Annotated in this window: 19 protein-coding genes; 8 read left to right on the top strand and 11 right to left on the bottom strand. The window is 64.5% G+C overall.

What is annotated here, in order from left to right; genetic code table 11:
- Positions 1-2: 2 nt before the first annotated feature.
- The 4 genes from proB to rplU all read right to left on the bottom strand — a co-directional run bounded on the left by proB (position 3) and on the right by rplU (position 3,235).
- On the bottom strand, positions 3-1,121 hold the full coding sequence (proB, locus tag RTI28_RS16395) for a glutamate 5-kinase (protein ID WP_316921425.1): 1,119 nt from the start codon (positions 1,119-1,121) through the stop codon (positions 3-5).
- Between the two features lie 93 nt (positions 1,122-1,214).
- Positions 1,215-2,441 (bottom strand): Obg family GTPase CgtA, encoded by a 1,227-nt coding sequence (cgtA, locus tag RTI28_RS16400; protein WP_316921426.1) that lies wholly within the window; start codon positions 2,439-2,441, stop codon positions 1,215-1,217.
- 186 nt (positions 2,442-2,627) lie between these two features.
- Positions 2,628-2,885: a 50S ribosomal protein L27 gene (gene rpmA, locus RTI28_RS16405; protein WP_009398991.1), complete on the bottom strand. Its 258-nt coding sequence runs from the start codon at positions 2,883-2,885 to the stop codon at positions 2,628-2,630.
- Positions 2,886-2,920: 35 nt separating this feature from the next.
- Complete coding sequence (rplU, locus tag RTI28_RS16410) at positions 2,921-3,235, bottom strand: 50S ribosomal protein L21 (RefSeq protein ID WP_009398990.1); 315 nt, start codon at positions 3,233-3,235, stop codon at positions 2,921-2,923.
- A gap of 249 nt (positions 3,236-3,484) precedes the next feature.
- Between rplU and RTI28_RS16415 the strand changes: the two genes are divergently transcribed.
- The 3 genes from RTI28_RS16415 to RTI28_RS16425 all read left to right on the top strand — a co-directional run bounded on the left by RTI28_RS16415 (position 3,485) and on the right by RTI28_RS16425 (position 5,275).
- Positions 3,485-4,453, top strand: coding sequence for a polyprenyl synthetase family protein (locus tag RTI28_RS16415; RefSeq protein ID WP_316921427.1), 969 nt, complete (start codon positions 3,485-3,487; stop codon positions 4,451-4,453).
- A gap of 99 nt (positions 4,454-4,552) precedes the next feature.
- Entirely contained in the window at positions 4,553-4,894 is a 342-nt protein-coding gene (locus RTI28_RS16420) for a zinc ribbon domain-containing protein YjdM (RefSeq protein ID WP_316921428.1), read from the top strand.
- A 132-nt stretch (positions 4,895-5,026) separates the two neighbouring features.
- Positions 5,027-5,275, top strand: coding sequence for a hypothetical protein (locus tag RTI28_RS16425; RefSeq protein ID WP_042124780.1), 249 nt, complete (start codon positions 5,027-5,029; stop codon positions 5,273-5,275).
- Positions 5,276-5,358: 83 nt separating this feature from the next.
- Here the strand turns inward: RTI28_RS16425 and RTI28_RS16430 are convergent, their stop codons facing one another.
- The 5 genes from RTI28_RS16430 to RTI28_RS16450 form a co-directional block, all read right to left on the bottom strand.
- Positions 5,359-5,976: an FKBP-type peptidyl-prolyl cis-trans isomerase gene (locus RTI28_RS16430; RefSeq protein ID WP_316921429.1), complete on the bottom strand. Its 618-nt coding sequence runs from the start codon at positions 5,974-5,976 to the stop codon at positions 5,359-5,361.
- An 87-nt stretch (positions 5,977-6,063) separates the two neighbouring features.
- On the bottom strand, positions 6,064-6,369 hold the full coding sequence (locus RTI28_RS16435) for a DUF6482 family protein (RefSeq protein WP_316921430.1): 306 nt from the start codon (positions 6,367-6,369) through the stop codon (positions 6,064-6,066).
- Positions 6,370-6,505: 136 nt separating this feature from the next.
- Entirely contained in the window at positions 6,506-6,994 is a 489-nt protein-coding gene (locus tag RTI28_RS16440; RefSeq protein WP_316921431.1) for a TIGR00645 family protein, read from the bottom strand.
- A 117-nt stretch (positions 6,995-7,111) separates the two neighbouring features.
- Positions 7,112-7,420 carry a hypothetical protein gene (locus RTI28_RS16445; protein WP_316921432.1) on the bottom strand — a complete coding sequence of 103 codons (309 nt, stop codon included), beginning with the start codon at positions 7,418-7,420 and terminating at the stop codon, positions 7,112-7,114.
- A gap of 168 nt (positions 7,421-7,588) precedes the next feature.
- Entirely contained in the window at positions 7,589-10,027 is a 2,439-nt protein-coding gene (locus tag RTI28_RS16450; protein ID WP_316921433.1) for a Lon protease family protein, read from the bottom strand.
- Between the two features lie 274 nt (positions 10,028-10,301).
- Between RTI28_RS16450 and RTI28_RS16455 the strand changes: the two genes are divergently transcribed.
- The 4 genes from RTI28_RS16455 (at position 10,302) to RTI28_RS16470 (ending at position 13,738) form a co-directional block, all read left to right on the top strand.
- Entirely contained in the window at positions 10,302-10,790 is a 489-nt protein-coding gene (locus RTI28_RS16455) for a DUF3015 domain-containing protein (protein ID WP_316921434.1), read from the top strand.
- 81 nt (positions 10,791-10,871) lie between these two features.
- Positions 10,872-12,725 (top strand): DUF4105 domain-containing protein, encoded by a 1,854-nt coding sequence (locus tag RTI28_RS16460; protein ID WP_316921435.1) that lies wholly within the window; start codon positions 10,872-10,874, stop codon positions 12,723-12,725.
- 90 nt (positions 12,726-12,815) lie between these two features.
- Positions 12,816-13,163 carry a hypothetical protein gene (locus RTI28_RS16465; RefSeq protein ID WP_316921436.1) on the top strand — a complete coding sequence of 116 codons (348 nt, stop codon included), beginning with the start codon at positions 12,816-12,818 and terminating at the stop codon, positions 13,161-13,163.
- A 71-nt stretch (positions 13,164-13,234) separates the two neighbouring features.
- Positions 13,235-13,738 (top strand): GreA/GreB family elongation factor, encoded by a 504-nt coding sequence (locus tag RTI28_RS16470; RefSeq protein WP_316921437.1) that lies wholly within the window; start codon positions 13,235-13,237, stop codon positions 13,736-13,738.
- Here the strand turns inward: RTI28_RS16470 and gdhA are convergent.
- Positions 13,735-15,072, bottom strand: coding sequence for an NADP-specific glutamate dehydrogenase (gene gdhA, locus RTI28_RS16475; protein ID WP_316921438.1), 1,338 nt, complete (start codon positions 15,070-15,072; stop codon positions 13,735-13,737). The two genes, RTI28_RS16470 and gdhA, sit on opposite strands and share 4 nt — an antisense overlap.
- Positions 15,073-15,375: 303 nt before the next feature.
- On the bottom strand, positions 15,376-17,043 hold the full coding sequence (gene ettA / locus RTI28_RS16480) for an energy-dependent translational throttle protein EttA (RefSeq protein WP_316921439.1): 1,668 nt from the start codon (positions 17,041-17,043) through the stop codon (positions 15,376-15,378).
- 408 nt (positions 17,044-17,451) lie between these two features.
- On the opposite strand from ettA, the gene RTI28_RS16485 reads away from it, so the two are divergent.
- Positions 17,452-21,300, top strand: a complete 3,849-nt coding sequence (locus RTI28_RS16485) for an EAL domain-containing protein (RefSeq protein ID WP_316921440.1) — start codon at positions 17,452-17,454, stop codon at positions 21,298-21,300.
- Positions 21,301-21,404 lie beyond the last annotated feature (104 nt).

Below are 21,404 nucleotides of genomic sequence, written 5' to 3' on the forward strand. Positions count from 1 at the left end.
CCTCAAACCAGAATCAGGTTGTCGCGGTGCACCAGCTCCGGCTCGGCGCTGTAGCCGAGCAGGCCCTCGATGGCTTCCGACGACTGGCCGATGATCTTCTGCGCTTCCAGCGCGCTGTAGTTGGCCAGGCCGCGGGCGACTTCGACGCCGTCCGGACCGACGCAGACCACCATCTCGCCACGGCGGAAGCTGCCCTGCACGGTCTTCACGCCGACCGGCAGCAGGCTCTTGTTGGCCTGGCGCAGCGCCTGCACGGCACCGGCGTCCAGCACCAGGGTGCCGCGGGTCTGCAGGTGTCCGGCCAGCCACTGCTTGCGCGCCGCCAGCATGCCGCGCTCCGGCGACAGCAGGGTGCCGATGCGCTCGCCGGCCTTGAGACGGTCGAGCACGCGCTCGATGCGTCCGCCGATGATGATGGTGTGGGCACCGGAACGGGCCGCCAGGCGAGCGGCGCGCAGCTTGGTCTGCATGCCGCCACGGCCCAGCGCGCCACCGGTACCGCCGGCCACGGCATCCAGGGCCGGATCGTCGGCGCGGGCTTCGTAGATCAGCTGGGCTTCGGGGTTGTTGCGCGGGTCGGCATCGAACATGCCGTCACGGTCGGTGAGGATCACCAGCAGGTCGGCCTCGACCAGGTTGGCCACCAGCGCCGCCAGGGTGTCGTTGTCGCCGAAGCGGATCTCGTCGGTGACCACGGTGTCGTTCTCGTTGATCACCGGCACCACGCCCAGCTCCACCAGAGTGCGCAGGGTGCTGCGGGCGTTGAGGTAGCGCTTGCGGTCGGAGAGGTCGTCGTGGGTCAGGAGAATTTGCGCGGTGTGCTTGCCGTGCTCGGCGAAACTCGATTCCCAGGCCTGCACCAGGCCCATCTGGCCGATGGAGGCAGCGGCCTGCAGCTCGTTCATCGCGCTCGGTCGCTTGGTCCAGCCCAGACGGCTCATGCCGGCAGCCACGGCTCCCGAGGAGACCAGCACCAACTCGACGCCTGCTTCACGCAGGGCCACCATCTGTTCGACCCAGACACCCATGGCCGCGCGATCCAGGCCCTTGCCATCCGCCGTCAGCAGGGCACTGCCAATCTTCACGACCCAGCGCTGGGCACCTGTCACCTTGCTCCGCATCTTCTTCCAACCTATCGATCTGTGTGGATTCTGTAGATTCTGTAGATAACAAAACGCCGCTTGAAAAAGCGGCGTTCAGTGTACTGCAACGGATCAGTCGCGCACGTAAATGATTTCCGGACCGTCTTCGTCGTCCTCGTCGCCCCAGAAGTCATCGTCGTCATCGCTGGCATCGGCCACGCTCTTGACGCCGGTGCGGCGCAGGGTGCGGGCGTCGTCCAGGGCCTGCAGCTGGGCGCGGGCCTCGTCTTCGATACGCTGGTCGAGGTCACGCAGTTCTTCGGCATAGGCCGGGTCGGCCGCCAGACGGTCGGCGCGGTCTTCGAGGTAGCGCATCAGGTCATGGCTGATCTGCTCGGTGCCCTGGCGGGAGATGGCCGAGATCAGGTAGACCGGGCCTTCCCATTGCAGGCGGTCGACCACTTCCTTGACCCGCGCTTCGCGCTCGTCTTCAGGAATCATGTCGGCCTTGTTCAGCACCAGCCAGCGCTCGCGCTCGCACAGCGACGGGCTGAAGCGCTCCAGCTCGTTGACGATCACTTCGGCGGCATCGGCCGGGCTACTTTCGTCCAGCGGCGCCAGGTCGACCAGGTGCAGCAGCACGCGGGTCCGCGCCAGGTGCTTGAGGAAGCGGATACCCAGGCCGGCACCGTCGGAGGCGCCTTCGATCAGGCCGGGGATGTCGGCGATGACGAAGCTCTTCCAGCGGTCGACGCTGACCACGCCCAGGTTCGGTACCAGGGTGGTGAACGGGTAGTCGGCGACCTTCGGCTTGGCAGCCGAGACGGCGCGGATGAAGGTGCTCTTGCCGGCGTTCGGCAAGCCCAGCAGACCAACGTCGGCCAGCACTTTCATTTCCAGCTTGAGGTCACGTTGCTCGCCCGGCTTGCCCGGCGTGGTCTGGCGTGGCGCACGGTTGGTACTGGACTTGAAGCGGGTGTTGCCCAGGCCGTGCCAGCCACCCTGCACCACCATCAGTTTCTGCCCGGCCTTGACCAGGTCGCCGATGATTTCCTGGGTGCTGGCGTCGATCACGGTGGTACCGACCGGAACCCGCAGGATCAGGTCTTCGCCCTTCTTGCCGGTGCAGTCGGTGCTGCCGCCGTTGGCGCCACGCTCGGCTTCGAAATGACGGGTATAGCGGTAGTCGACCAGGGTGTTGAGGTTTTCGTCGGCGACCATGTAGATCGAGCCGCCGTCACCACCGTCACCGCCGTTGGGACCACCGTTCTCGATGAACTTTTCGCGGCGGAAGGCCATGCAACCGTTCCCGCCATCACCGGCTTTGACCCGGATCGATACTTCGTCAACAAACTTCATAAAAACCGCCTCTCGTCAGATGGACGAGCTGAGTGACCAGATACGTAAGGCTCTTGCAAAAATGAGCGCGGCGAACCCGTCAAGCGAATACAGCGCCGGCAGCCCATGCGGACAGCTTTGCAAGAGACTCACTCCATAAACGAAAAAGCCCCGTCGCAAGACAGGGCTCTCCCAGCGTTCGCGCGATTACTCGGCGACAACGCTCACGTAACGACGACCGAAGGCGCCTTTTACTTCGAACTTGATCTTACCCGCGATCTTGGCGAACAGGGTGTGATCCTTGCCCATGCCAACGCCGTAGCCGGCGTGGAACTGGGTGCCGCGTTGGCGGACGATGATGTTGCCTGGAACGATAGCCTGGCCGCCATACATCTTCACGCCAAGGCGTTTGGCTTCTGAGTCGCGACCGTTACGGGTACTACCACCAGCTTTTTTGTGTGCCATGAGTTCAATTCTCCTGAAGGGGGATTAGGCTGGAATTAAGCCTGAATACCGGTGATTTTGATCTCGGTGAACCACTGGCGGTGGCCCATGCGCTTCATGTGGTGCTTACGGCGGCGGAACTTGATGATGCGCACTTTGTCGTGACGACCTTGGGAGATCACTTCAGCAACAACTTTTGCACCAGCAACGACTGGAGCGCCGATGTTCACGTCGTCGCCATTGGCAACCAGCAGAACGCGGTCGAAAGTAACGGATTCGCCAGTGGCGACTTCCAGTTTCTCGATCTTCAGGTATTCACCTTCGGCGACTTTGTACTGCTTGCCACCGGTAACAATTACTGCGTAAGACATGGTATTTCTCCGATAATCCTGCTCACCCAGCGCTTTATAGGAAGAGTATTGGCTGGCATGGCTGCATGGGGCTGGAACGGCCCGGTGCAATTGCGTAAGGCAGGTGCTGCCCAGGAAGTAGGGTGCGCGATTGTACGCAAGCCATCCGGCCCTTGCAAGTGGCGCCCCGGCCCGCCCGGCCGGGCGCCTTGACAGGCCGGGACCCGCAACCTAGCATGCCGCGCAACCTATATGGAGCACCTGTGGCCGATGCAACCCCAAGCTTTCTACCGCGCGGTAGCGGACGATTTCAGCGCCGTTGACGAGATCATCAAGAAACAGCTGACTTCCCGCGTTCCGCTGGTATCGAAAATCGGCGACTACATTACCTCCGCCGGCGGCAAGCGTCTGCGTCCGCTGCTGGTCCTGCTCTGCGGCAAGGCCCTGGGCCGTGAAGGCGACGACCTGCGCCTGCTCGCCGCCACCATCGAGTTCCTCCACACCGCCACCCTGCTGCACGACGACGTGGTCGACATGTCCGGCATGCGCCGTGGCCGCTCCACCGCCAATGCCCTGTGGGGCAACGCACCGAGCGTGCTGGTGGGCGACTTCCTTTATTCGCGCTCGTTCGAAATGATGGTCGAGCTGGGCTCGATGCCAGTCATGCAGATCCTCTCCAAGGCCACCCGGGTCATCGCCGAGGGCGAAGTGCTGCAGCTGTCGCGGGTGCGTGACGCCAGCACCACCGAAGAGATCTACATGGACGTCATCCGCGGCAAGACCGCGATGCTGTTCGAAGCCTCGACCCACAGCGCCGCCGCCCTGGCCGGTGCCAGCGACGAGCAGCGCGAGGCCCTGCGCACCTTCGGCGACCACCTCGGTGTGGCCTTCCAGCTGGTCGACGACCTGCTCGACTACAAGGGCGACGCACAGACCCTGGGCAAGAACGTCGGCGACGACCTCGCCGAAGGCAAGCCGACCCTGCCGCTGATCTACACCATGCGCGAAGGCACCGCGGAACAGGCGGCCCTGGTGCGCCAGGCGATCCAGAAAGGCGGGATCGAGGACCTGGAACGCATTCGCGAAGCCGTGGAAGCCTCCGGCTCGCTGGACTACACCGCCAACCTGGCCCGCGACTACGTGGCCCGCGCCATCGCCTGCCTGGAAGTACTGCCGGCCAGCGAATACCGCGAAGCCCTGATCGAACTCAGCGAATTCGCGGTCGCCCGCACGCACTGAGTCCCCGCCAGGCCCGTCGTTCGACGGGCCTGCTTTTCCTCTGTCAGGCAAAACCCTATACAATGTGGGTTTTCTGCACGCACGACCCGAGGAAATTTAGTGAGCACCTTGCCACCCTGCCCCAAATGCAACTCCGAATACACCTATGAAGACGGCGCTCAACTGATCTGCCCCGAGTGCGCCCACGAATGGTCGGCCAACGGCGAAGCCGAGGCGGCCAACGATGACGTGGTGAAGAAGGACGCAGTGGGCAACGTCCTGCAGGACGGCGACACCATCACCGTGATCAAGGACCTCAAGGTCAAGGGCACCTCGCTGGTGGTCAAGGTCGGCACCAAGGTGAAGAACATCCGCCTGTGCGACGGCGACCACGATATCGACTGCAAGATCGACGGCATCGGCCCGATGAAGCTGAAATCGGAATTCGTCCGCAAGGTCTGATCCCCCGCCTTTCCAGGTGCGCAGCGCGACACGCGCGCGCACCTCGGCAGAAAATGCAAATTATTCCCAATTGTCACTTGCTATTCCGGTAATAAGAATTATTCTCACTGAACGCTTTCAAGGAGAATAGCCATGACTTATCTGATCGACGCCTGGCTTGATCGCCCACAACCCTACCTGCGCATCCTCCACCGCGAGACCGGCGAGGTCTGTGCCGTGCTCGAAGAGGCAGCGCTGGACGAACTGCGCGACCAGGGCGACCTGGACCTGAACGGATTGAATTCGAGTGAGCCGATCGTGCTCAAGGAACTGGTGAGGAACCTGTTCCTGTTCTGCTATGCCCGGGCGTTGCGCCCGAATACCCCGCATACAGGATTCTGAAGCAAGAACGCCGCCACACAGGGTCCGCGGCGGATCAAGCACCGGTGCAGGGCAATATCATTGCCCCGCTCCGGCCTGAAGCCTTACAGAACGTCCAGCAGCTCGACGTCGAACACCAGCACGCTGTGCGGCGGGATGCTGCCGACGCCCTGGGCGCCGTAGGCCAGCTCGCTCGGCACGTACAGGCGCCATTTGCTGCCCGCGTTCATCAGTTGCAAGGCTTCGGTCCAGCCGGCGATCACGCCACCGACCGGGAATTCAGCTGGCTGACCACGATCGTAGGAGCTGTCGAAGACAGTGCCGTCGATCAGGGTGCCGTGGTAGTGGGTACGCACGTTGTCTTCGCGGGTCGGCTTGGCGCCTTCGCCAGCGGTCAGCACTTCGAACTGCAGACCGGAAGCCAGGGTGGTGATGCCTTCGCGCTTGGCGTTCTCGACCAGGAATTCCTTGCCGGCGGCAGCGGCGGCTTCAGCCTTGGCGGCCTGCTCGGCCTGCATGACTTCACGGATGACCTTGAAGCTGGCCGACAGGTCGGCTTCGCTGACGCGGCTTTCGGCGCCGTTGAAGGCGTCGGTCAGGCCGGCCAGGATGGCGTCCAGGCTCACGCCCGGTGGCGGGTTGTCGCGCAGCTGGCCGCCCAGTTGGCGGCCGATGCCGTAGCTGACGCGGGTTTCGTCGGTGGACAGGTTGATTTCGGACATTGATCTACTCCGCAGCAGGGCGCACTGACGACCGCGCCCTTCATGAAAAGGGCGAGCAGCCTAGCACACTGCGGCGAAGCGCATCAGCTACCTGGCGGAACGGCTGGACAGCGGCAGCTTGAGATCTTCTTCGGGCATATCGGGCATGCCGCACATTTCGTCCTGCACCGACCAGTGCACCAGGTGCATCGGCAGGGCCGGCAGGCCTTCGAGCAAATGATGCGCCTCCACCAGCGAATGCACTTTCAGGCGTCCGCCGCGGGCATCGGTCAGGGCGTGTGCGTGCCCGTGGGCGCGCGCCTCCAGCAGATAGTCGCCACCTTCGATGGCGATCAGGTTGATCTCGTCGATATGGCCCGTGCGGGCCTGGGTGTTCAGTTCGTGCAGGTTCATGAGCGTACCTCGCAGCGGGAACAGTCGAGCAACCGTTCATTTTTTGTACAGCCGCGGACAAAGCACAAGGCACAAACGCAACCGCCCGTCCGTTATGCAACGGACGGGCGGTCGATGACACGAGCGTCAGCGGCGATCAGTGCTTGGTGACCTTGTCCAGGTAGCCCATGGCGAAGGCCGAGATCACGAAGGTCATGTGGATGATCACGTACCACATCAGGTAGTCGGTGGAGATGTTCTGCGCATCCATGAACACACGCAGCAGGTGGATCGAGGAGATCGCCACGATCGACGCGGCGACCTTCATCTTCAGCGACGAGGAGTCCATCTTGCCCAGCCAGCTGAGCTTTTCCTTGTCCTCGTCGATGTCCAGCTGCGAAACGAAGTTCTCGTAGCCGGAGATCATCACCATCACCAGCAGACCGCCCACCAGGGCCATGTCGATCAGCGACAGGATCACCAGGATCAGGTCCGCCTCGGCGAGACTGAAGATGTTCGGCAGGACGTGGAAGATTTCCTGGAAGAACTTCAGCGCCAGAGCCAGCAAGCCCAGCGACAATCCAAAGTAGATCGGCGCGAGCAGCCAGCGCGAGGCGTACATCGCATTTTCGATAAAGCGTTCCATTGAGCTAGTCACCTGAAGGCGGGGGGAAAATCGGGCGGGAGTATATCAGCCGAGCGTGTAGGAAAAAGCCCGCGACGTGCTGCCGCAGGCTTGCCAGCGGGACAGGAAACCCCGACCTCAGTGGTGCACGTGACCATTGACCCGACGCAGCTGCGCCTGCAGGTGCACACTCCAGATCTGCGGATCGTCGGCGAGCTGATAGCCGTGCAGGGTCAGACTGTCGACGATGGCATTGAGCACCGACTCGGCGACGAAAGGACCGTGGAACGGCCCCTGGGCCTTGATCGCGGAAGGTTGTTCGCCAGCCATGCCGGCGGCGAAGAGGAGCGTCCACATACCGGTGTCGCCGGCCAGGGGACGTATGCTGCACTCAATGCGGGTGACCAGACCCAGGCATTGGCGGGTAAGGCTGAGGCTGCGCGGCATGGCGACGACCCTCGGAAGAATCTCGTTCAGCCTTCGAACAAGGCTGTTTCCATCCTGTACCGACGACTATCCATGCTTTGAAGAATAGAAGAAAACCGCTCGGCACAAGCGACCGGCGGCAAACGGGCGCCGAATGGTCATGCCATCGCGGCGCCCGCCAGCCAACCGTCAGGCCGGGTTTACTTCGGCAAGTGCCTGTTCCGCCTGCTCTTTCTCGGCTTCCTTGAGGTCTTCCTCGCTGATCATCTCGGCGATCACCCGCAGGCGCTCCACCACCCGCGCGTTGACGCTGCCCGCCGGGAACTGGCCGTCGGCATCCGGCGTACCAGCAGGCTCGCCCACCAGCAGGCTGAGCGCCTCGTCGGCCTGGCTCACCGCATAGACGTGGAACTGCCCGGCACGCACCGCCTGCAGCACCCGCTCGTCGAGCATCAGGGTGGACACGTTGGCTTTCGGGATGATCGCGCCCTGCTCGCCGGTCAGGCCACGGGCTTCGCACAGGCGGAAGAACCCTTCGATCTTCTCGTTGACCCCGCCGACCGCCTGCACTTCACCGAACTGGTTGATCGAGCCGGTGATGGCGAAACATTGCTTGAGCGGTGTCTTCGACAGCGCCGAGATCAGCGTGCAGGCCTCGCCGAGCGAGGCACTGTCGCCGTCGACATAGCCGTAGGACTGCTCCAGCGCGATGCTCGCGGAAATCGCCAGGGGGAATTCCTGGGCGTAACGGCTGCCGAGATAGCCGGTGAGAATCATCACGCCCTTGGAGTGGATCGGCTGGCCGAGATTGACCTCGCGCTCGATGTCGACGATGCCGCTGCCGCCCGGGTACACCGTGGCGGAAATCCGCGCCGGCACACCGAATGCGGAGTCGCCCACTTCCAGTACGGTCAGGCCGTTGCACTTGCCCACCGCTGCGCCCTCGGTATCGATCAGGATGATCCCGGCGAGCATGTCGTCGAGAATCCGCGCCGAAACCCGCCCGGTGCGCGTGGCCTTGGCCTTGAGCGCGCGCTCGATATGGCCGACGTCAGTCATTTCGTCGTTGGCCAGGTGACGGATGAAGTCGGCCTCGCTGACCAGCTGGAACAGATCACCGATGCGCGCCGACAGACGCTTCTGGTTTTCCGCCAGGCGCGCGCTGTAGGTCGCCAGGCGCGCCACCGCGTCGGCGGTCAGCGGCGCCATGCCTTCCTCGCTGGTGCGGGTCTTCAGGAGCTGGGCGAACTGCTCCAGGCTCTCGTCGTGCATCGGGATCTCTTCATCGAAATCCACCAGCACGCGGAACATCTCCTGGAAGTCCGGATCGTGGTCCTGCAGCGCGTAGTAGAGCTGGCGCGCGCCGATGATGACGACCTTGACCTGCAACGGGATCATCTGCGGCGTCAGGGTCACCGTGGCGATGCGGCCCAGCTCGCCCAACGGCGATTCCATTTTCAGCTTGCGCGACTGCAGGGCGCGCTTGAGCGCATCCCAGACGAACGGCTCGCCGAGCATCTTCTCCGCTTCGAGGATCAGGAAACCGCCGTTGGCGCGATGCAGCGCCCCCGGGCGCAACTGCCGGTAGTTGGTGTACAGGGCGCCCTGGTCGGTGCTGTATTCGATGCGGCCGAACAGGTTGTCGTAGGTCGGGTGCGGTTCGAATACCACCGGCGCCCCGCCGCTGGCCGAGTGACCGACCACCAGGCTCGGCGAGAGCTGCTCCTCGAGCATCTTGCGCGCCACGGCGTCGACCTTGCTGTCGTCCACCAGTTGCTCGACCACGGTACGCAGCAGGTGCACCTGCATGGCCTGCAGGTAGGCGCAGACCGCGGCGTTCTCCGAGTATTTTTCCGACAACGGGCCGAGCAGCGGCTGCAGGGCCAGGGTTATGGTTTCCTCGTTGAGCTGACGCAGTTGGTTGTTCGACTCGCGCTTCCACTGCGGCAGGCTGGCGAGTTCTTCGTTCAGGCGCTCTTCCAGGACGGCGATGTCTTCGTGGAAGCGCTCGCGCTCGGCTTCCGGCAACTGGGCGAACTCGGCTTCGTCGAGGGCCTTGCCATCGCTCATCGGGGTGAAGGCGACATTGCTGCTGTCGCGGTACAGCGCCACGTCCTTCTCCAGCGAGGCGCGCTCGATCACGTCGAGGGCGCGGTCGTAGCGCTGGTTGAAGGCGCGGTCGATGGCGCTCTTCTTCTGCTGGTAGGACGGGTGCTCGAAGACCGCCGGGAAGGTGACCACCAGGTTGTCGATCAGGCCGCCGATATCGGCGATGAAGGTGCTCGCGCTACCCGGCGCCAGCTCCACCGCGCGGGGCTCGCGCGGCTCGTCGAAGTTGTTGACGTAGACCCAGTCGGACGGGGTCTGCAGGCGCTTGCCTTCGGCTTTCAGGTAGCGTTTGACGAACGAGAAGCGGCCGGTGCCCGGCTCGCCCATGACGAACACGTTGTAGCCCGGACGGGGCATGGCGACACCGAACTGCAGGGCCTCTACTGCACGTTCCTGGCCCAGTACACCGCGAAATGGCTCCAGATCATTGGTTGTGGAAAAAGCGAACTGTTCAGCGGAAAACGGCCGGGTCAGGGCTTCTGGCGCAAGACGCAGGCTCGCAGCGACAGGATCGGGCATCGGGCTTCCTTACTTCGGCGGGGCAGATGCGGGCATTCTGGCGCCGCCTACAGCCGCGTTGCAAGGCTCTTGGCGCATTTGCCTACAAGCGTCGAAAACGTGATGAGAGCCGCGTGTTAACGCAATATTTCGCAATTAATAACGGAACCGCAGGATCCTGCCTAAACTCTACACTGCGCGGCCGGGTAGATAACCGGACCCGATCCGGCAGTCCCCCCGCGGCACGCCGGACAACCCTGACCTTTGGTTTGCAAATCAAAAAGAGAACAAAGCTATGAAACGGATTCTTCTGGGTACTCTGTTCACCGCGGTTTCGATCAACGCCATGGCCCAGGCGCCCGGCGGACCGGACTGCGGCTGGGGCAACATGCTGTTCGAAGGCCAACGCGGCACGCCCGCTCACTTCCTCGCCTCCACCACCAACGGCACCTCGGGCAACGCCACCTTCGGCATGACCTCGGGGACCAACGGCTGCTCGACCAACGCTGCGCTGACCTACGGCGGCAAATCCTGGTTCGCCATGAACGGCATGATGAACGAGCTCTCCGAAGACATGGCCAAGGGCCAGGGCGAAGCCCTGACCACCTATGCCGTGGTTCTCGGTGTGGCCCCCGAAGACCGCGCGCACTTCGCCGCCGTCACCCACCAGCACTTCCAGGACATCTTCAAGACCGCGGACATCACCGCCGAAGACGTCCACAGCAACACCCTCGCCGTGCTCAAGGCGGATGCCCGCCTGGCCAAGTACGCTACTCCAGCCTGAATCTGACCCTGCGTCACCCCGCTCCGGGAACGGAGCGGGTTGTTGATCCCATCGGCTTCATTCGAGAAGTAGTTGCCCGACATGCTCAAACGCCTCGCCGCTCTGGCGCTCTGTGCCTGTGCCCCGCTGCACGCGGCACCTCTCATGGACGAATCGCGCCTCCAGGCCCTGGCCACCGACCCCTACTGGATTGCCCTGGGCCATTACGAGACCGGCAAGCTGGGCGGTTGGCGCAGTTATGTCGACGACGAACGGTTCTTTCTCGCCGAGGACGGTGCGCACCATCCCGATCGCGAGCTGGCCGCCACCGTGCGGGCCCTCTACGAACCCGCCAGCCTGGGCGACCGGCACGCGCAATGCGTGTACCCGGCACGCACCCGCTGGCTGCGCGAGCAGTTGCAGCTCAGCGAACTGCCGACACCTGACTGCGCCGAATACACCCGCTGGTTCCAGGACGTGGCGCCACACAGCGCGGTGCTGATCTTCCCCGCCGCCTACCTGAACAGCCCGTCGTCGATGTTCGGCCATACCTTGCTGCGCATCGACCAGGCCGACGTGCAGAGCAACGAAACCGCCCTGCTCAGCTACGCGGTCAACTTCGGCGCCTATATCGAAGGCAACGACAACAGCATTCTGTATGCCTGGAAGGGCCTGATGGGCGGCTATCCCGGCCTGTTCGCCTTCGTCCCCTACCAGGAGAAACTCTCCGAGTACCGCAGCCTGGAAAACCGCGACCTGTGGGAGTACCGGCTGAACCTTTCGCCCGCGGAAACCGGGCGCATGGTCGAGCATATCTGGGAGCTCAAGCAGATCCGCTTCGACTACTTCTTCTTCGACGAGAACTGCTCCTATCGCCTGCTGGAACTGCTCCAGGTGGCGCGCCCGAGCCTGGACCTGACCTCGCATTTTCCCCTGACCGCGATCCCCACCGACACGGTCAAGGCGGTGAAGCACGCCGGGCTGGTCGAGCGGGTGGACTACCGGCCGTCGCGAGAACGGGAGTTGCTGGCCCGCGCCGCGCCGCTGGAAAAAGCCGAGCAGCGCCAGGTGCTGGCGCTGGCCGCCGATACCGATCATCTGCAAAGCCCCGAGTTCAGCGCCCTGCCCAAGCCGCGCCAGGCCCTGGTGCAGGACGCCGCCTACCGCCTGGAGCGCTACCGCGCCACCGGTCAGGAGCGCGATCCGGCGCAGGCGCGACGCAGCTTCGAACTGCTGCGGGCGATCAATCGCAACCCGCCGCCAGCGCTGGCGATCGACCGCCCCGGCCTGCCCGAGGACGGTCACCAATCGCGCACCTGGCAGCTCGGCGTCGGCACCCGCGAGGACCGGGCCTTCGCCGAATATGGCCTGCGCATGGCCTATCACGACCTCAACGACAACGCCTATGGCTTCCCCCTCGGTGCGCAGATCGAGATTCTCCAGCTCAAGCTGCGCCAGTACGAAGGCAACGACTGGCAAGTGCAGCGCCTGGACCTGGCGACCATCCGCTCGCTGACCCCGCGCAACGATCTGCTCAAGCCCTGGTCATGGCAGGTGGCCGGGGGGCTGGAGCGGGTGCCGGGCAAGCATGACGACGAAGTGCTGGTCAGCCATGTCAATGGCGGCGCCGGCGGGACCTGGGCACTGGGCGACGACCTGCTCGGTTTTGCCCTGGGCACCGTGCGGGTCGAGCACCACAACGACTTCGCCCAGTTCATCGCCCCCGCCGCCGGGTTCAATACCGGGGTGCTGTGGCGCAACGGGCTGGGCAACCTGAGCCTCGAGGCCAAGGGCGATTACTTCGTCAATGGCGAGGTGCGGCGCAGCCTGAGCCTCAACCAGCAGTGGGAGTTGAGCGACAGCCTGGGCCTGCGCCTGAGCGCCAGGCGCGAGTTCAGCCAGCTGGCGACGGCGCAGAACGAGGTGATGCTGGAGTTGAAGTGGTATCACTACTGAGGCGCTCCCGAAACACGCCATTCACCACCTTTTGACCGCACACCGACAATCCCCCTCCTAGACTTTCCCCATTATGCGGAGAGTCTTGCGATGCGCTGGTACTGGGTTGTGGCTGTGCTATTGCTGGCGGGTTGCCAGTCGACCCACCAGCAACTGATCGAGAAAGGTTATCCACCGGCCTACGCCGATGGCTTCCAGGACGGCTGCGGCAGTGGCCGGCAGGCCGCCGGGGTCATGGCCGGCGAATTCCGCAAGGATGTCCCGCGCTACCTGCACAACCGCCAGTACGAAACCGGCTGGGACGACGGCTTCCGCCAGTGCCAGGCGATGCGCCAGAACCAGGATCAGCAGAACTACTACGACCGCCACTGGGACGAGCGCGAAGAACGCTGGCAACAGGAAAAGGACCGTGACGCGGCACGGGCCTATCGGCGATGACGGCGTCGCAATCGGACATCCACTGCAACCGCGAGCCTGCCAGCATGGTCTTCTGGCAAAGGAGACCGTTCATGAGCCGAGCATTCGTCAACGAGGACCAGGCCGCCGCCCAGGCCAGCCAGCCAGTCGAGCGCAAGGTCAGCGACCAGCCCAACTATGTCACCGCCCAAGGGCTTGCCCACCTGCAGCAGCGGGTGATGGAACTCAATCGCCTGCGCAGCGACCTGCTCGCCCAGGGTGAGCGGGGCGACAAGCAGCGCCTCGCCGATACCGAACGCGACCTGCGCTATTTCAGCGCGCGGCAGCAGAGCGCCCAGGTGGTGCCGGCGGCGACATCGCGGGACAAGGTGCAGATCGGCAGCCGGGTGACCTATAGCGACGAACAGGACCGGCAACAGGTGGTGCAACTGGTGGGGGAAGACCAGGCCGACATCGCTGCCGGCCTGATCAACTGGGGTTCCCCGCTGGGCCGGGCGCTGCTGGGAGCGGCACCCGGTGACGAGGTTGTGTGGCGACGACCGGCGGGCGATCAGCTGATCGAGGTCATCGCCATCGAGCCGGAGCCCGAATCTTAGACCACGCCCTGGGCCAGCATGGCGTCGGCGACTTTGACGAAGCCGGCGATGTTGGCGCCTTTCACGTAGTTGATACGACCGTTTTCCTCGCCGTAGTGCACGCAGGCATGGTGGATCGACTGCATGATGTTGTGCAGCTTGCTGTCCACTTCACCGGCGGTCCACAGCAGGCGCATGGCGTTCTGCGACATTTCCAGGCCGCTGACCGCGACGCCGCCGGCGTTGGAGGCCTTGCCCGGGGCGAAGAGGATGCCGGCTTCGATGAACAGGTCGACCGCTTCCAGGGTGGTTGGCATGTTCGCGCCTTCGGCCACGCAGATGCAGCCGTTGGCCAGCAGCGCGCGGGCGTCGGCCAGGTCCAGCTCGTTCTGGGTCGCGCATGGCAGGGCGATGTCGCACGGCAGGTTCCACGGGCGCTGACCGGCGCGGAATTCCAGGCCGAACTGGGTCGCCAGCTCGCTCAGGCGGCCACGCTTGACGTTCTTCAGCTCCATCAGCGCGGTCCACTGCTCGTCGCTCAGGCCGGCCTCGGCGAACAGCGTGCCTTCGGAGTCGGACAGCGAGATGACCTTGCCGCCCAGGTCCATGACCTTGCGCGCGGCGTACTGGGCAACGTTGCCCGAGCCGGAGATGGCCACGCGGCGGCCGTCGATGCGCTTGTCTTCGCGCTTGAGCATTTCCTCGGCGAAGTACACGCAGCCGTAGCCGGTGGCTTCCGGACGGATCAGGCTGCCGCCGTAGTTCATGCCCTTGCCGGTCAGCACCGAGGTGAACTGGTTGGCCAGGCGCTTGTACTGGCCGAACATGAAGCCGATTTCCCGCGCGCCCACGCCGATATCACCGGCCGGCACGTCGAGGTCAGCGCCGATGTGGCGGTACAGCTCGCTCATGAAGGCCTGGCAGAAGCGCATCACTTCGGCGTCGCTCTTACCCTTCGGATCGAAGTCCGAACCACCCTTGCCGCCGCCCATGGGCAGGGAGGTCAGGGAGTTCTTGAACACCTGTTCGAAGGCGAGGAATTTCAACACGCCGATGTTCACCGACGGGTGGAAACGCAGACCGCCCTTGTACGGGCCGATGGCGCTGCTCATCTGGATGCGGTAGCCGCGGTTGACCTGGACCTTGCCCGCGTCATCGACCCAGGACACACGGAACAGTACCGCCCGCTCGGGCTCGACCATGCGCTCGAGAATGCCGGCTTCGAGGTAATGCGGGTTGGCTTCGAGGAAGGGCCAGAGGCTGCGCAGGACTTCTTCCACAGCCTGGTGGAATTCGGGTTGGGCAGGATCGCGTTGTTTCAGACGCGCGAGGAAGTGATCGACAGATTCAGTCATGAGTAGACATCTCACCGAGGGAGTTGGACTTTTTGGTTTTTTCGCGACTTTACCAAGAAGCCATCGCACCGGAACAGGGCGAAATGTCGTTTTTCTGAATTTTTTTGGTGCATTTCTATAAATGTATACATGTCGTGGACCACTTTGTGGTCCTTCGCGGGCAAGCCACGCTCCTACGGGGGTTGACCTGCGTTTTTCTGTAGGAGCGTGGCTCGCCCGCGAAGGAGCGCAAAGCGCTCCCCGAATCACAGGCACAAAAATGGGGCCACCAAGGGCCCCATTCTTGTGCATCAATAACCGACCTTACTGGGCCAGCTTCTTGTGCCGTACCCGGTGTGGCTGGGCGGCAGCGTCGCCGAGGCGCTTCTTGCGATCGGCTTCATACTCGGTGTAGTTGCCCTCGAAGAACACCGCCTGCGAGTCGTCCTCATAGGCCAGGATGTGGGTCGCGACGCGGTCCAGGAACCAGCGATCGTGGGAAATCACGATGGCGGCGCCCGGGAAGTCCAGCAGGGCTTCCTCCAGCGAACGCAGGGTTTCCACGTCCAGGTCGTTGGACGGTTCGTCGAGCAGCAGGACGTTGCCGCCCTCCTTCAGGGTCAGGGCCAGGTGCAGACGGCCACGCTCACCACCGGACAGGTCCTTGACGAACTTCTGCTGGTCGCCGCCCTTGAAGTTGAAGCGACCGACGTAGGTACGCGACGGGATCTCGTAGTTGCCGATGCGGATCTGGTCGGAACCGTCGGAGATCTGCTGGAACACGGTCTTGCTGCCGTCCAGGTCCTCGCGGCTCTGGTCGACGCAGGCCAGTTGCACGGTTTCGCCGATCTCGATGCTGCCGGAGTCCGGTTGCTCCTTGCCCATCAGCATGCGGAACAGGGTCGATTTACCCGCGCCGTTACCCCCGATGACACCGACGATCGCGCCCTTCGGCATGGTGAACGACAGGTTGTCGATCAGCACGCGGTCGCCATAGCCCTTGCAAACGTTCTTGAACTCGATGACCTTGTCGCCCAGGCGCGGACCGGCCGGGATGTAGATCTCGTTGGTCTCGCTGCGCTTCTGGAATTCCTGCGACTGCATTTCCTCGAAGCGCGCCAGACGGGCCTTGGACTTGGACTGGCGGGCCTTGGCGCCTTTGCGCACCCACTCCAGTTCTTCCTTCATGGCCTTCTCGTGGGCCGACTGCTGCTTGGACTCCTGGGCCAGACGGTCGGACTTGGCTTCGAGCCAGCCGGAGTAGTTGCCCTCGTAAGGAATGCCGGCGCCGCGGTCGAGTTCGAGAATCCAGCCGGCGACGTTGTCGAGGAAGTAACGGTCGTGGGTGATCGCGACCACGGTACCCGGGAAGTCGTGGAGGAAGTGCTCCAGCCAGGCGACGGAATCGGCGTCCAGGTGGTTGGTCGGTTCGTCGAGGAGCAGCATGTCCGGGGCGGACAGCAGCAGGCGGCACAGGGCGACCCGGCGTTTTTCACCACCGGACAGGTGCTCGACCCTGGCATCCCACGCTGGCAGGCGCAGGGCATCGGCGGCGACTTCCAGCTGGCGCTCGAGGTTGTGGCCGTCGCTGGCCTGCAGGATGGCTTCCAGCTTGGCCTGCTCGGCGGCCAGCTTGTCGAAGTCGGCATCCGGTTCGGCGTAGGCGGCGTAGACCTCGTCCAGGCGGGCCTGGGCGTCCTTGATCACGCTGACCGCTTCCTCGACCACTTCGCGCACGGTCTTGCTCGGGTCCAGTTGCGGTTCCTGCGGCAGGTAACCGACGTTCAGCTCCGGCATCGGGCGGGCTTCGCCATCGAATTCCTTGTCGACGCCGGCCATGATCTTCAGCAGGGTGGATTTGCCCGAGCCGTTCAGGCCGAGGACGCCGATCTTGGCGCCGGGGAAGAACGACAGGGAGATGTTCTTGAGGATTTCACGCTTGGGCGGAACAACCTTGCTCAGCCGGTGCATGGTGTAGACGTATTGAGCCAAAATGCGGACCTCGCTCGAATCGTTGGAAAAGCCCCGTCCTCGGGACAGGGCTGGAACAAACCGGGTATCGGGGCCGGCGTCGCTGCGCTCGCGGGTTTTCCCGGGGCAGGATCGCGGCGGGCACAGGCCGTGGCCTCACCCTTGTGCAACAGATAGTCGGAACCCGTAAGGTTACCCGAACTGGGCGACGGCGGGCAGGGGGCAGCCCGGTGCAACCTGTACCGCCGGGCGTGACAAGGGCGTGACGGGAAACGCCATTGCGACGAACAGGACTGGCACTTTGCCACGCTTCAGGGCATGCTAGCCGCCCTTCGGGCGTCCGGCTTATAGTGCAGCCCTGGATCGCCGCCCGTGTGGTCGGCACTGACCACGCGCTGCCGCGTCCCAGCCATACCGCAGGATCACCGTTTGACCAATCTCAATCAGCCGTCTTCCTCGCGCAAAGCCTCCGCCGCGTCGGGTCAGTCCTTGCGCGGCTCGTTGAAGGGCGCCCTGGCGATCCTGGTCCTGCTGTTGCTGGCGTTGCTGTTCTGGCAGACCCTGGAGCAGTACCGGCATACCCTTGCCGACCGCCGCCAGCACAGCATCGATGCCAACGCCGAGCTGGCCGAGCGGATGACCCTGAACCTGGCCCTGGAAGCCCAGCGCGCCCGCAACCTGCTGCCCGCCGACGCAACGCCGCCGGACGCCGAGGCCATGCCGGCGCTGTTCGGCCGCCTGCATCAGCGCCTGCCGGCGCTCGACAGCCTGGCCTGGATCGCCGCCGACGGACGCATCCTGCGCGACAGCCTGGACAACTCGCCCGACCAGGCCGGGATGGCCGAACTGCTGCGCCGCAGCCACCAGCACACGCATTTCTTCAGCAACGCCGAGGGCAATGCCTTCGTCTACCTGCTGCTGCGCCAGGGCGACGAGGCGGACAGCGCCCGCTGGCTGCTGCGTTTCGAGCCGAGCTGGTACCCGCAACTGGCCGAGCGCCTGGAACACGCCAATCCACCGCAGTGGCAACTGGAGAATGGCCAGAGCGCCGAGATCATCAGCGATCACCTGCGCCGGCGTCCGCCGCCCTCGGCGAACAGCGAGGACGCGCCGCTGCAGAGCGTGATGCTGGCCTTCATCGACAACAGCGACTGGCAACTGCGCGGCTTCCACGACGCCGAGCGCAGCCGGCGCGACCTGCTCCCGGCGCTGATCGGCAAGGCCATGCTCGGCGTGCTCTGCGCCCTGCTGCCGCTGCTCGCGCTGTTCAACATGCGGCGGCGCAACCTGCTGCTGCAGGAGGGCCGCCGACGCTACCAGGACATTTTCGAAAGCACCGGCGTGGCCCTCTGCGTGCTCGACCTGTCCGGACTCACCACCCTCCTCGACCGCCTGCGCCTGCGCAGCCGCCACGACCTGGAGCGGCGCCTGGAAGCCGACCCGACCCTGCGCGAGCTGCTGCTGCGCGAACTGAAGGTCACCGAGGTCAACCAGGTCGCCTTGCACCTGCTCGGCGTCGATTGCAACGAAGGCGCCTGGCGTCACCTGATCGCCGGCAATGCCCTGGAGAACGACGGCGTCGGCCTGCACCTGGTCGGCGCGGTGCTCGACCACCAGGCGCAGCTGGAACTGGAAGTGCGCCTGCCCGCCGACCAGGGCCTCGACCAGCACCTGTGGCTGATGGTGCGCTTCCCCGAACAGCGCCGCGACTATCAGGCGGTGATCCTCAGCATCAGCGACATCACCAGCCGCAAGCGCGTCGAGCTGTCGCTGCTGGAGCGCGAGAGCTTCTGGTCCGATGTCGTGCGCACCGTCCCCGACCAGCTCTACGTGCAGGATGTGCAGACCCTGCGGATGATCTTCAGCAACCGCCACCTGGGCCAGACCCTGGGCTACGAGCGCCACGAACTGGCGCGCATGGGCGAGTTCTTCTGGGAAATCCTCCTGCACCCGGAAGACGCCGAGCTGTATCGCGGCCTGCGCCGGCAGCAACGCGAGAACGGCTATGTCGAGCAACTGCACTGCCAGTTGCGCTTCCGTCACCACGACCAGCGCTGGCGCCGCTACGACATCCGCGAACAGGTGCTGACCCGTGACGGCAGCGGCCAGGTCACGCGGATCATCGGCGTGGCCAAGGACGTCACCGACCAGCTCGAAGCCAGCGAATCGCTGCGCGACAGCGAGCAGCGCTACCGCATGCTCGCCGAGAGCATCAGCGACGTGATCTTCTCCACCGACGACCAGCTCCAGCTCAATTACGTCAGTCCGTCGGTGCGCTCGGTGCTGGGCTACGACGTCGAGTGGATCTTCAACAACGGCTGGCAGTCGACCATCGCCAACCCGGCGCAACTGGCCGGCCTGTATACCCTGGTCGAACGGGTCAACCGCGCCCTCGGCGACGCGGCGCAACTGGAGGCCCTGCGCACCCAGGTGCCGACCCAGCTGTTCCTGTTCGACTGCCTGCGCGCCGATGGCCGCAAGATCCCCATCGAACTGCGCCTGGTGCTGGTCTGGGACGAGCACGACCAGTTCGGCGGCATCCTCGGCGTCGGTCGCGACATCAGCCAGCAACGCCGCGCGGAAAAAGACCTGCGCATGGCCGCCACGGTCTTCGAACACTCCACCTCGGCGATCCTGATCACCGACCCGGCCGGCTACATCGTCCAGGCCAACGAGGCGTTCAGCCGGGTCAGCGGCTACGCGGTGCGCGATGTCCTCGACCAGTTGCCGAGCATGCTCACCGTCGACGACCAGCAGGATTCGCACCTGCGCTACGTGCTCAAGCAACTGCACCAGCGCGGGACCTGGGAAGGCGAGGTGTGGCTCAAGCGGCGCAATGACGAACACTACCCGGCGTGGGTCGGCATCACCGCGGTGCTCGACGACGAGGGCGACCTGGCCAGCTACGTGTGCTTCTTCACCGACATCAGCGAGCGCAAGGCCAGCGAACAGCGCATCCACCGCCTGGCCTACTACGACGCCCTCACCCACCTGCCCAACCGCACGCTGTTCCAGGACCGCCTGTACACCGCGCTGCAGCAGGCCGAGCGACACAAGTCGTGGGTGGTGCTGATGTTCCTCGACCTCGACCGCTTCAAGCCGATCAACGACTCCCTCGGCCACGCCGCCGGCGACCGCATGCTCAAGGACATGGCCGAGCGCCTGCTCGATTGCGTCGACGACGACGACACCGTGGCACGCATGGGCGGCGACGAGTTCACCCTGCTCCTGCAGCCGCGGGCCACCCGCGAGATGGCGCTGAACCGCGCCATCCATGTCGCCGAGCAGATCCTCGGTAGCCTGGTGCGGCCGTTCGTCCTTGAGAACCGCGAGTTCTTCGTCACCGCCAGTGTCGGCATCGCCCTCAGCCCGCAGGACGGCAGCGAGCTGAGCCAGCTGATGAAGAACGCCGACACCGCGATGTACCACGCCAAGGAGCGCGGCAAGAACAACTTCCAGTTCTACCAGGCGGACATGAACGCCAGCGCCCTGGAACGCCTGGAGCTGGAGAGCGACCTGCGCCATGCCCTGGAGCAGAACGAGTTCATTCTTTATTACCAGCCGCAGTTCAGCGGCGACGGCAAGCGCCTGACCGGTGCCGAGGCGCTGCTGCGCTGGCGCCATCCGCAGCGCGGGCTGGTGCCGCCGGGCGACTTCATCCCGGTGATCGAGGAGCTCGGCCTGGTGGTGGACGTCGGCGACTGGGTCATCGCCGAGGCCTGCCGCCAGCTCAAGGTCTGGCACCAGGCGCGGGTGCGGGTCCCCAAGGTTTCGGTGAACATCTCGGCGCGGCAGTTCTCCGACGGCCAGTTGGGCAACCGCATTGCCAATATCCTCAAGGACACCGGCCTGCCGCCGGCGTGCCTGGAGCTGGAGCTGACCGAAAGCATCCTGATGCGCGAAGTGCACGAGGCCATGCAGATCCTCGACAGCCTGAAGAACCTCGGCCTGAGCATCGCGGTCGACGACTTCGGCACCGGCTACTCGTCGCTCAACTACCTCAAGCAGTTCCCCATCGACGTGCTGAAGATCGACCGCACCTTCGTCGACGGCCTGCCGGAAGGCGAGCAGGACGCGCAGATTGCCCGAGCGATCATCGCCATGGCCCACAGCCTCAACCTGGCGGTGATCGCCGAGGGCGTGGAAACCCACGAACAGCTGGAGTTCCTCCGCGAGCACGGCTGCGACGAGGTGCAGGGCTACCTGTTCGGCCGACCGATGCCGGCCAACCAGTTCGAAGCGCAATTCAGCAACGAAACCCTGTTCATGCTCGAATAGGGGCTGCTTGAGCCCCTTTTGTCCGCCAGATGATCCCCTTTCATATGCCAGACAAAAGTCTATGGGGTAGAATGCCGGCCTATTTCAGCCCGATCCTTGAGGAC

The sequence above is a fragment of the Pseudomonas sp. zfem002 genome (assembly GCF_032621685.1).
In the GTDB taxonomy this organism is placed as follows: domain Bacteria; phylum Pseudomonadota; class Gammaproteobacteria; order Pseudomonadales; family Pseudomonadaceae; genus Aquipseudomonas; species Aquipseudomonas japonica.

Bases quoted from the DNA above. Each gene is read 5' to 3' on its own strand.
- proB (WP_316921425.1), bottom strand. From the start codon at position 1,121: ATGCGGAGCAAGGTGACAGGTGCCCAGCGCTGGGTCGTGAAGATTGGC.
- cgtA (WP_316921426.1), bottom strand. From the start codon at position 2,441: ATGAAGTTTGTTGACGAAGTATCGATCCGGGTCAAAGCCGGTGATGGC.
- rpmA (WP_009398991.1), bottom strand. From the start codon at position 2,885: ATGGCACACAAAAAAGCTGGTGGTAGTACCCGTAACGGTCGCGACTCA.
- rplU (WP_009398990.1), bottom strand. From the start codon at position 3,235: ATGTCTTACGCAGTAATTGTTACCGGTGGCAAGCAGTACAAAGTCGCC.
- RTI28_RS16415 (WP_316921427.1), top strand. From the start codon at position 3,485: ATGCAACCCCAAGCTTTCTACCGCGCGGTAGCGGACGATTTCAGCGCC.
- RTI28_RS16425 (WP_042124780.1), top strand. From the start codon at position 5,027: ATGACTTATCTGATCGACGCCTGGCTTGATCGCCCACAACCCTACCTG.
- RTI28_RS16430 (WP_316921429.1), bottom strand. From the start codon at position 5,976: ATGTCCGAAATCAACCTGTCCACCGACGAAACCCGCGTCAGCTACGGC.
- RTI28_RS16435 (WP_316921430.1), bottom strand. From the start codon at position 6,369: ATGAACCTGCACGAACTGAACACCCAGGCCCGCACGGGCCATATCGAC.
- RTI28_RS16440 (WP_316921431.1), bottom strand. From the start codon at position 6,994: ATGGAACGCTTTATCGAAAATGCGATGTACGCCTCGCGCTGGCTGCTC.
- RTI28_RS16445 (WP_316921432.1), bottom strand. From the start codon at position 7,420: ATGCCGCGCAGCCTCAGCCTTACCCGCCAATGCCTGGGTCTGGTCACC.
- RTI28_RS16450 (WP_316921433.1), bottom strand. From the start codon at position 10,027: ATGCCCGATCCTGTCGCTGCGAGCCTGCGTCTTGCGCCAGAAGCCCTG.
- RTI28_RS16455 (WP_316921434.1), top strand. From the start codon at position 10,302: ATGAAACGGATTCTTCTGGGTACTCTGTTCACCGCGGTTTCGATCAAC.
- RTI28_RS16460 (WP_316921435.1), top strand. From the start codon at position 10,872: ATGCTCAAACGCCTCGCCGCTCTGGCGCTCTGTGCCTGTGCCCCGCTG.
- RTI28_RS16465 (WP_316921436.1), top strand. From the start codon at position 12,816: ATGCGCTGGTACTGGGTTGTGGCTGTGCTATTGCTGGCGGGTTGCCAG.
- RTI28_RS16470 (WP_316921437.1), top strand. From the start codon at position 13,235: ATGAGCCGAGCATTCGTCAACGAGGACCAGGCCGCCGCCCAGGCCAGC.
- gdhA (WP_316921438.1), bottom strand. From the start codon at position 15,072: ATGACTGAATCTGTCGATCACTTCCTCGCGCGTCTGAAACAACGCGAT.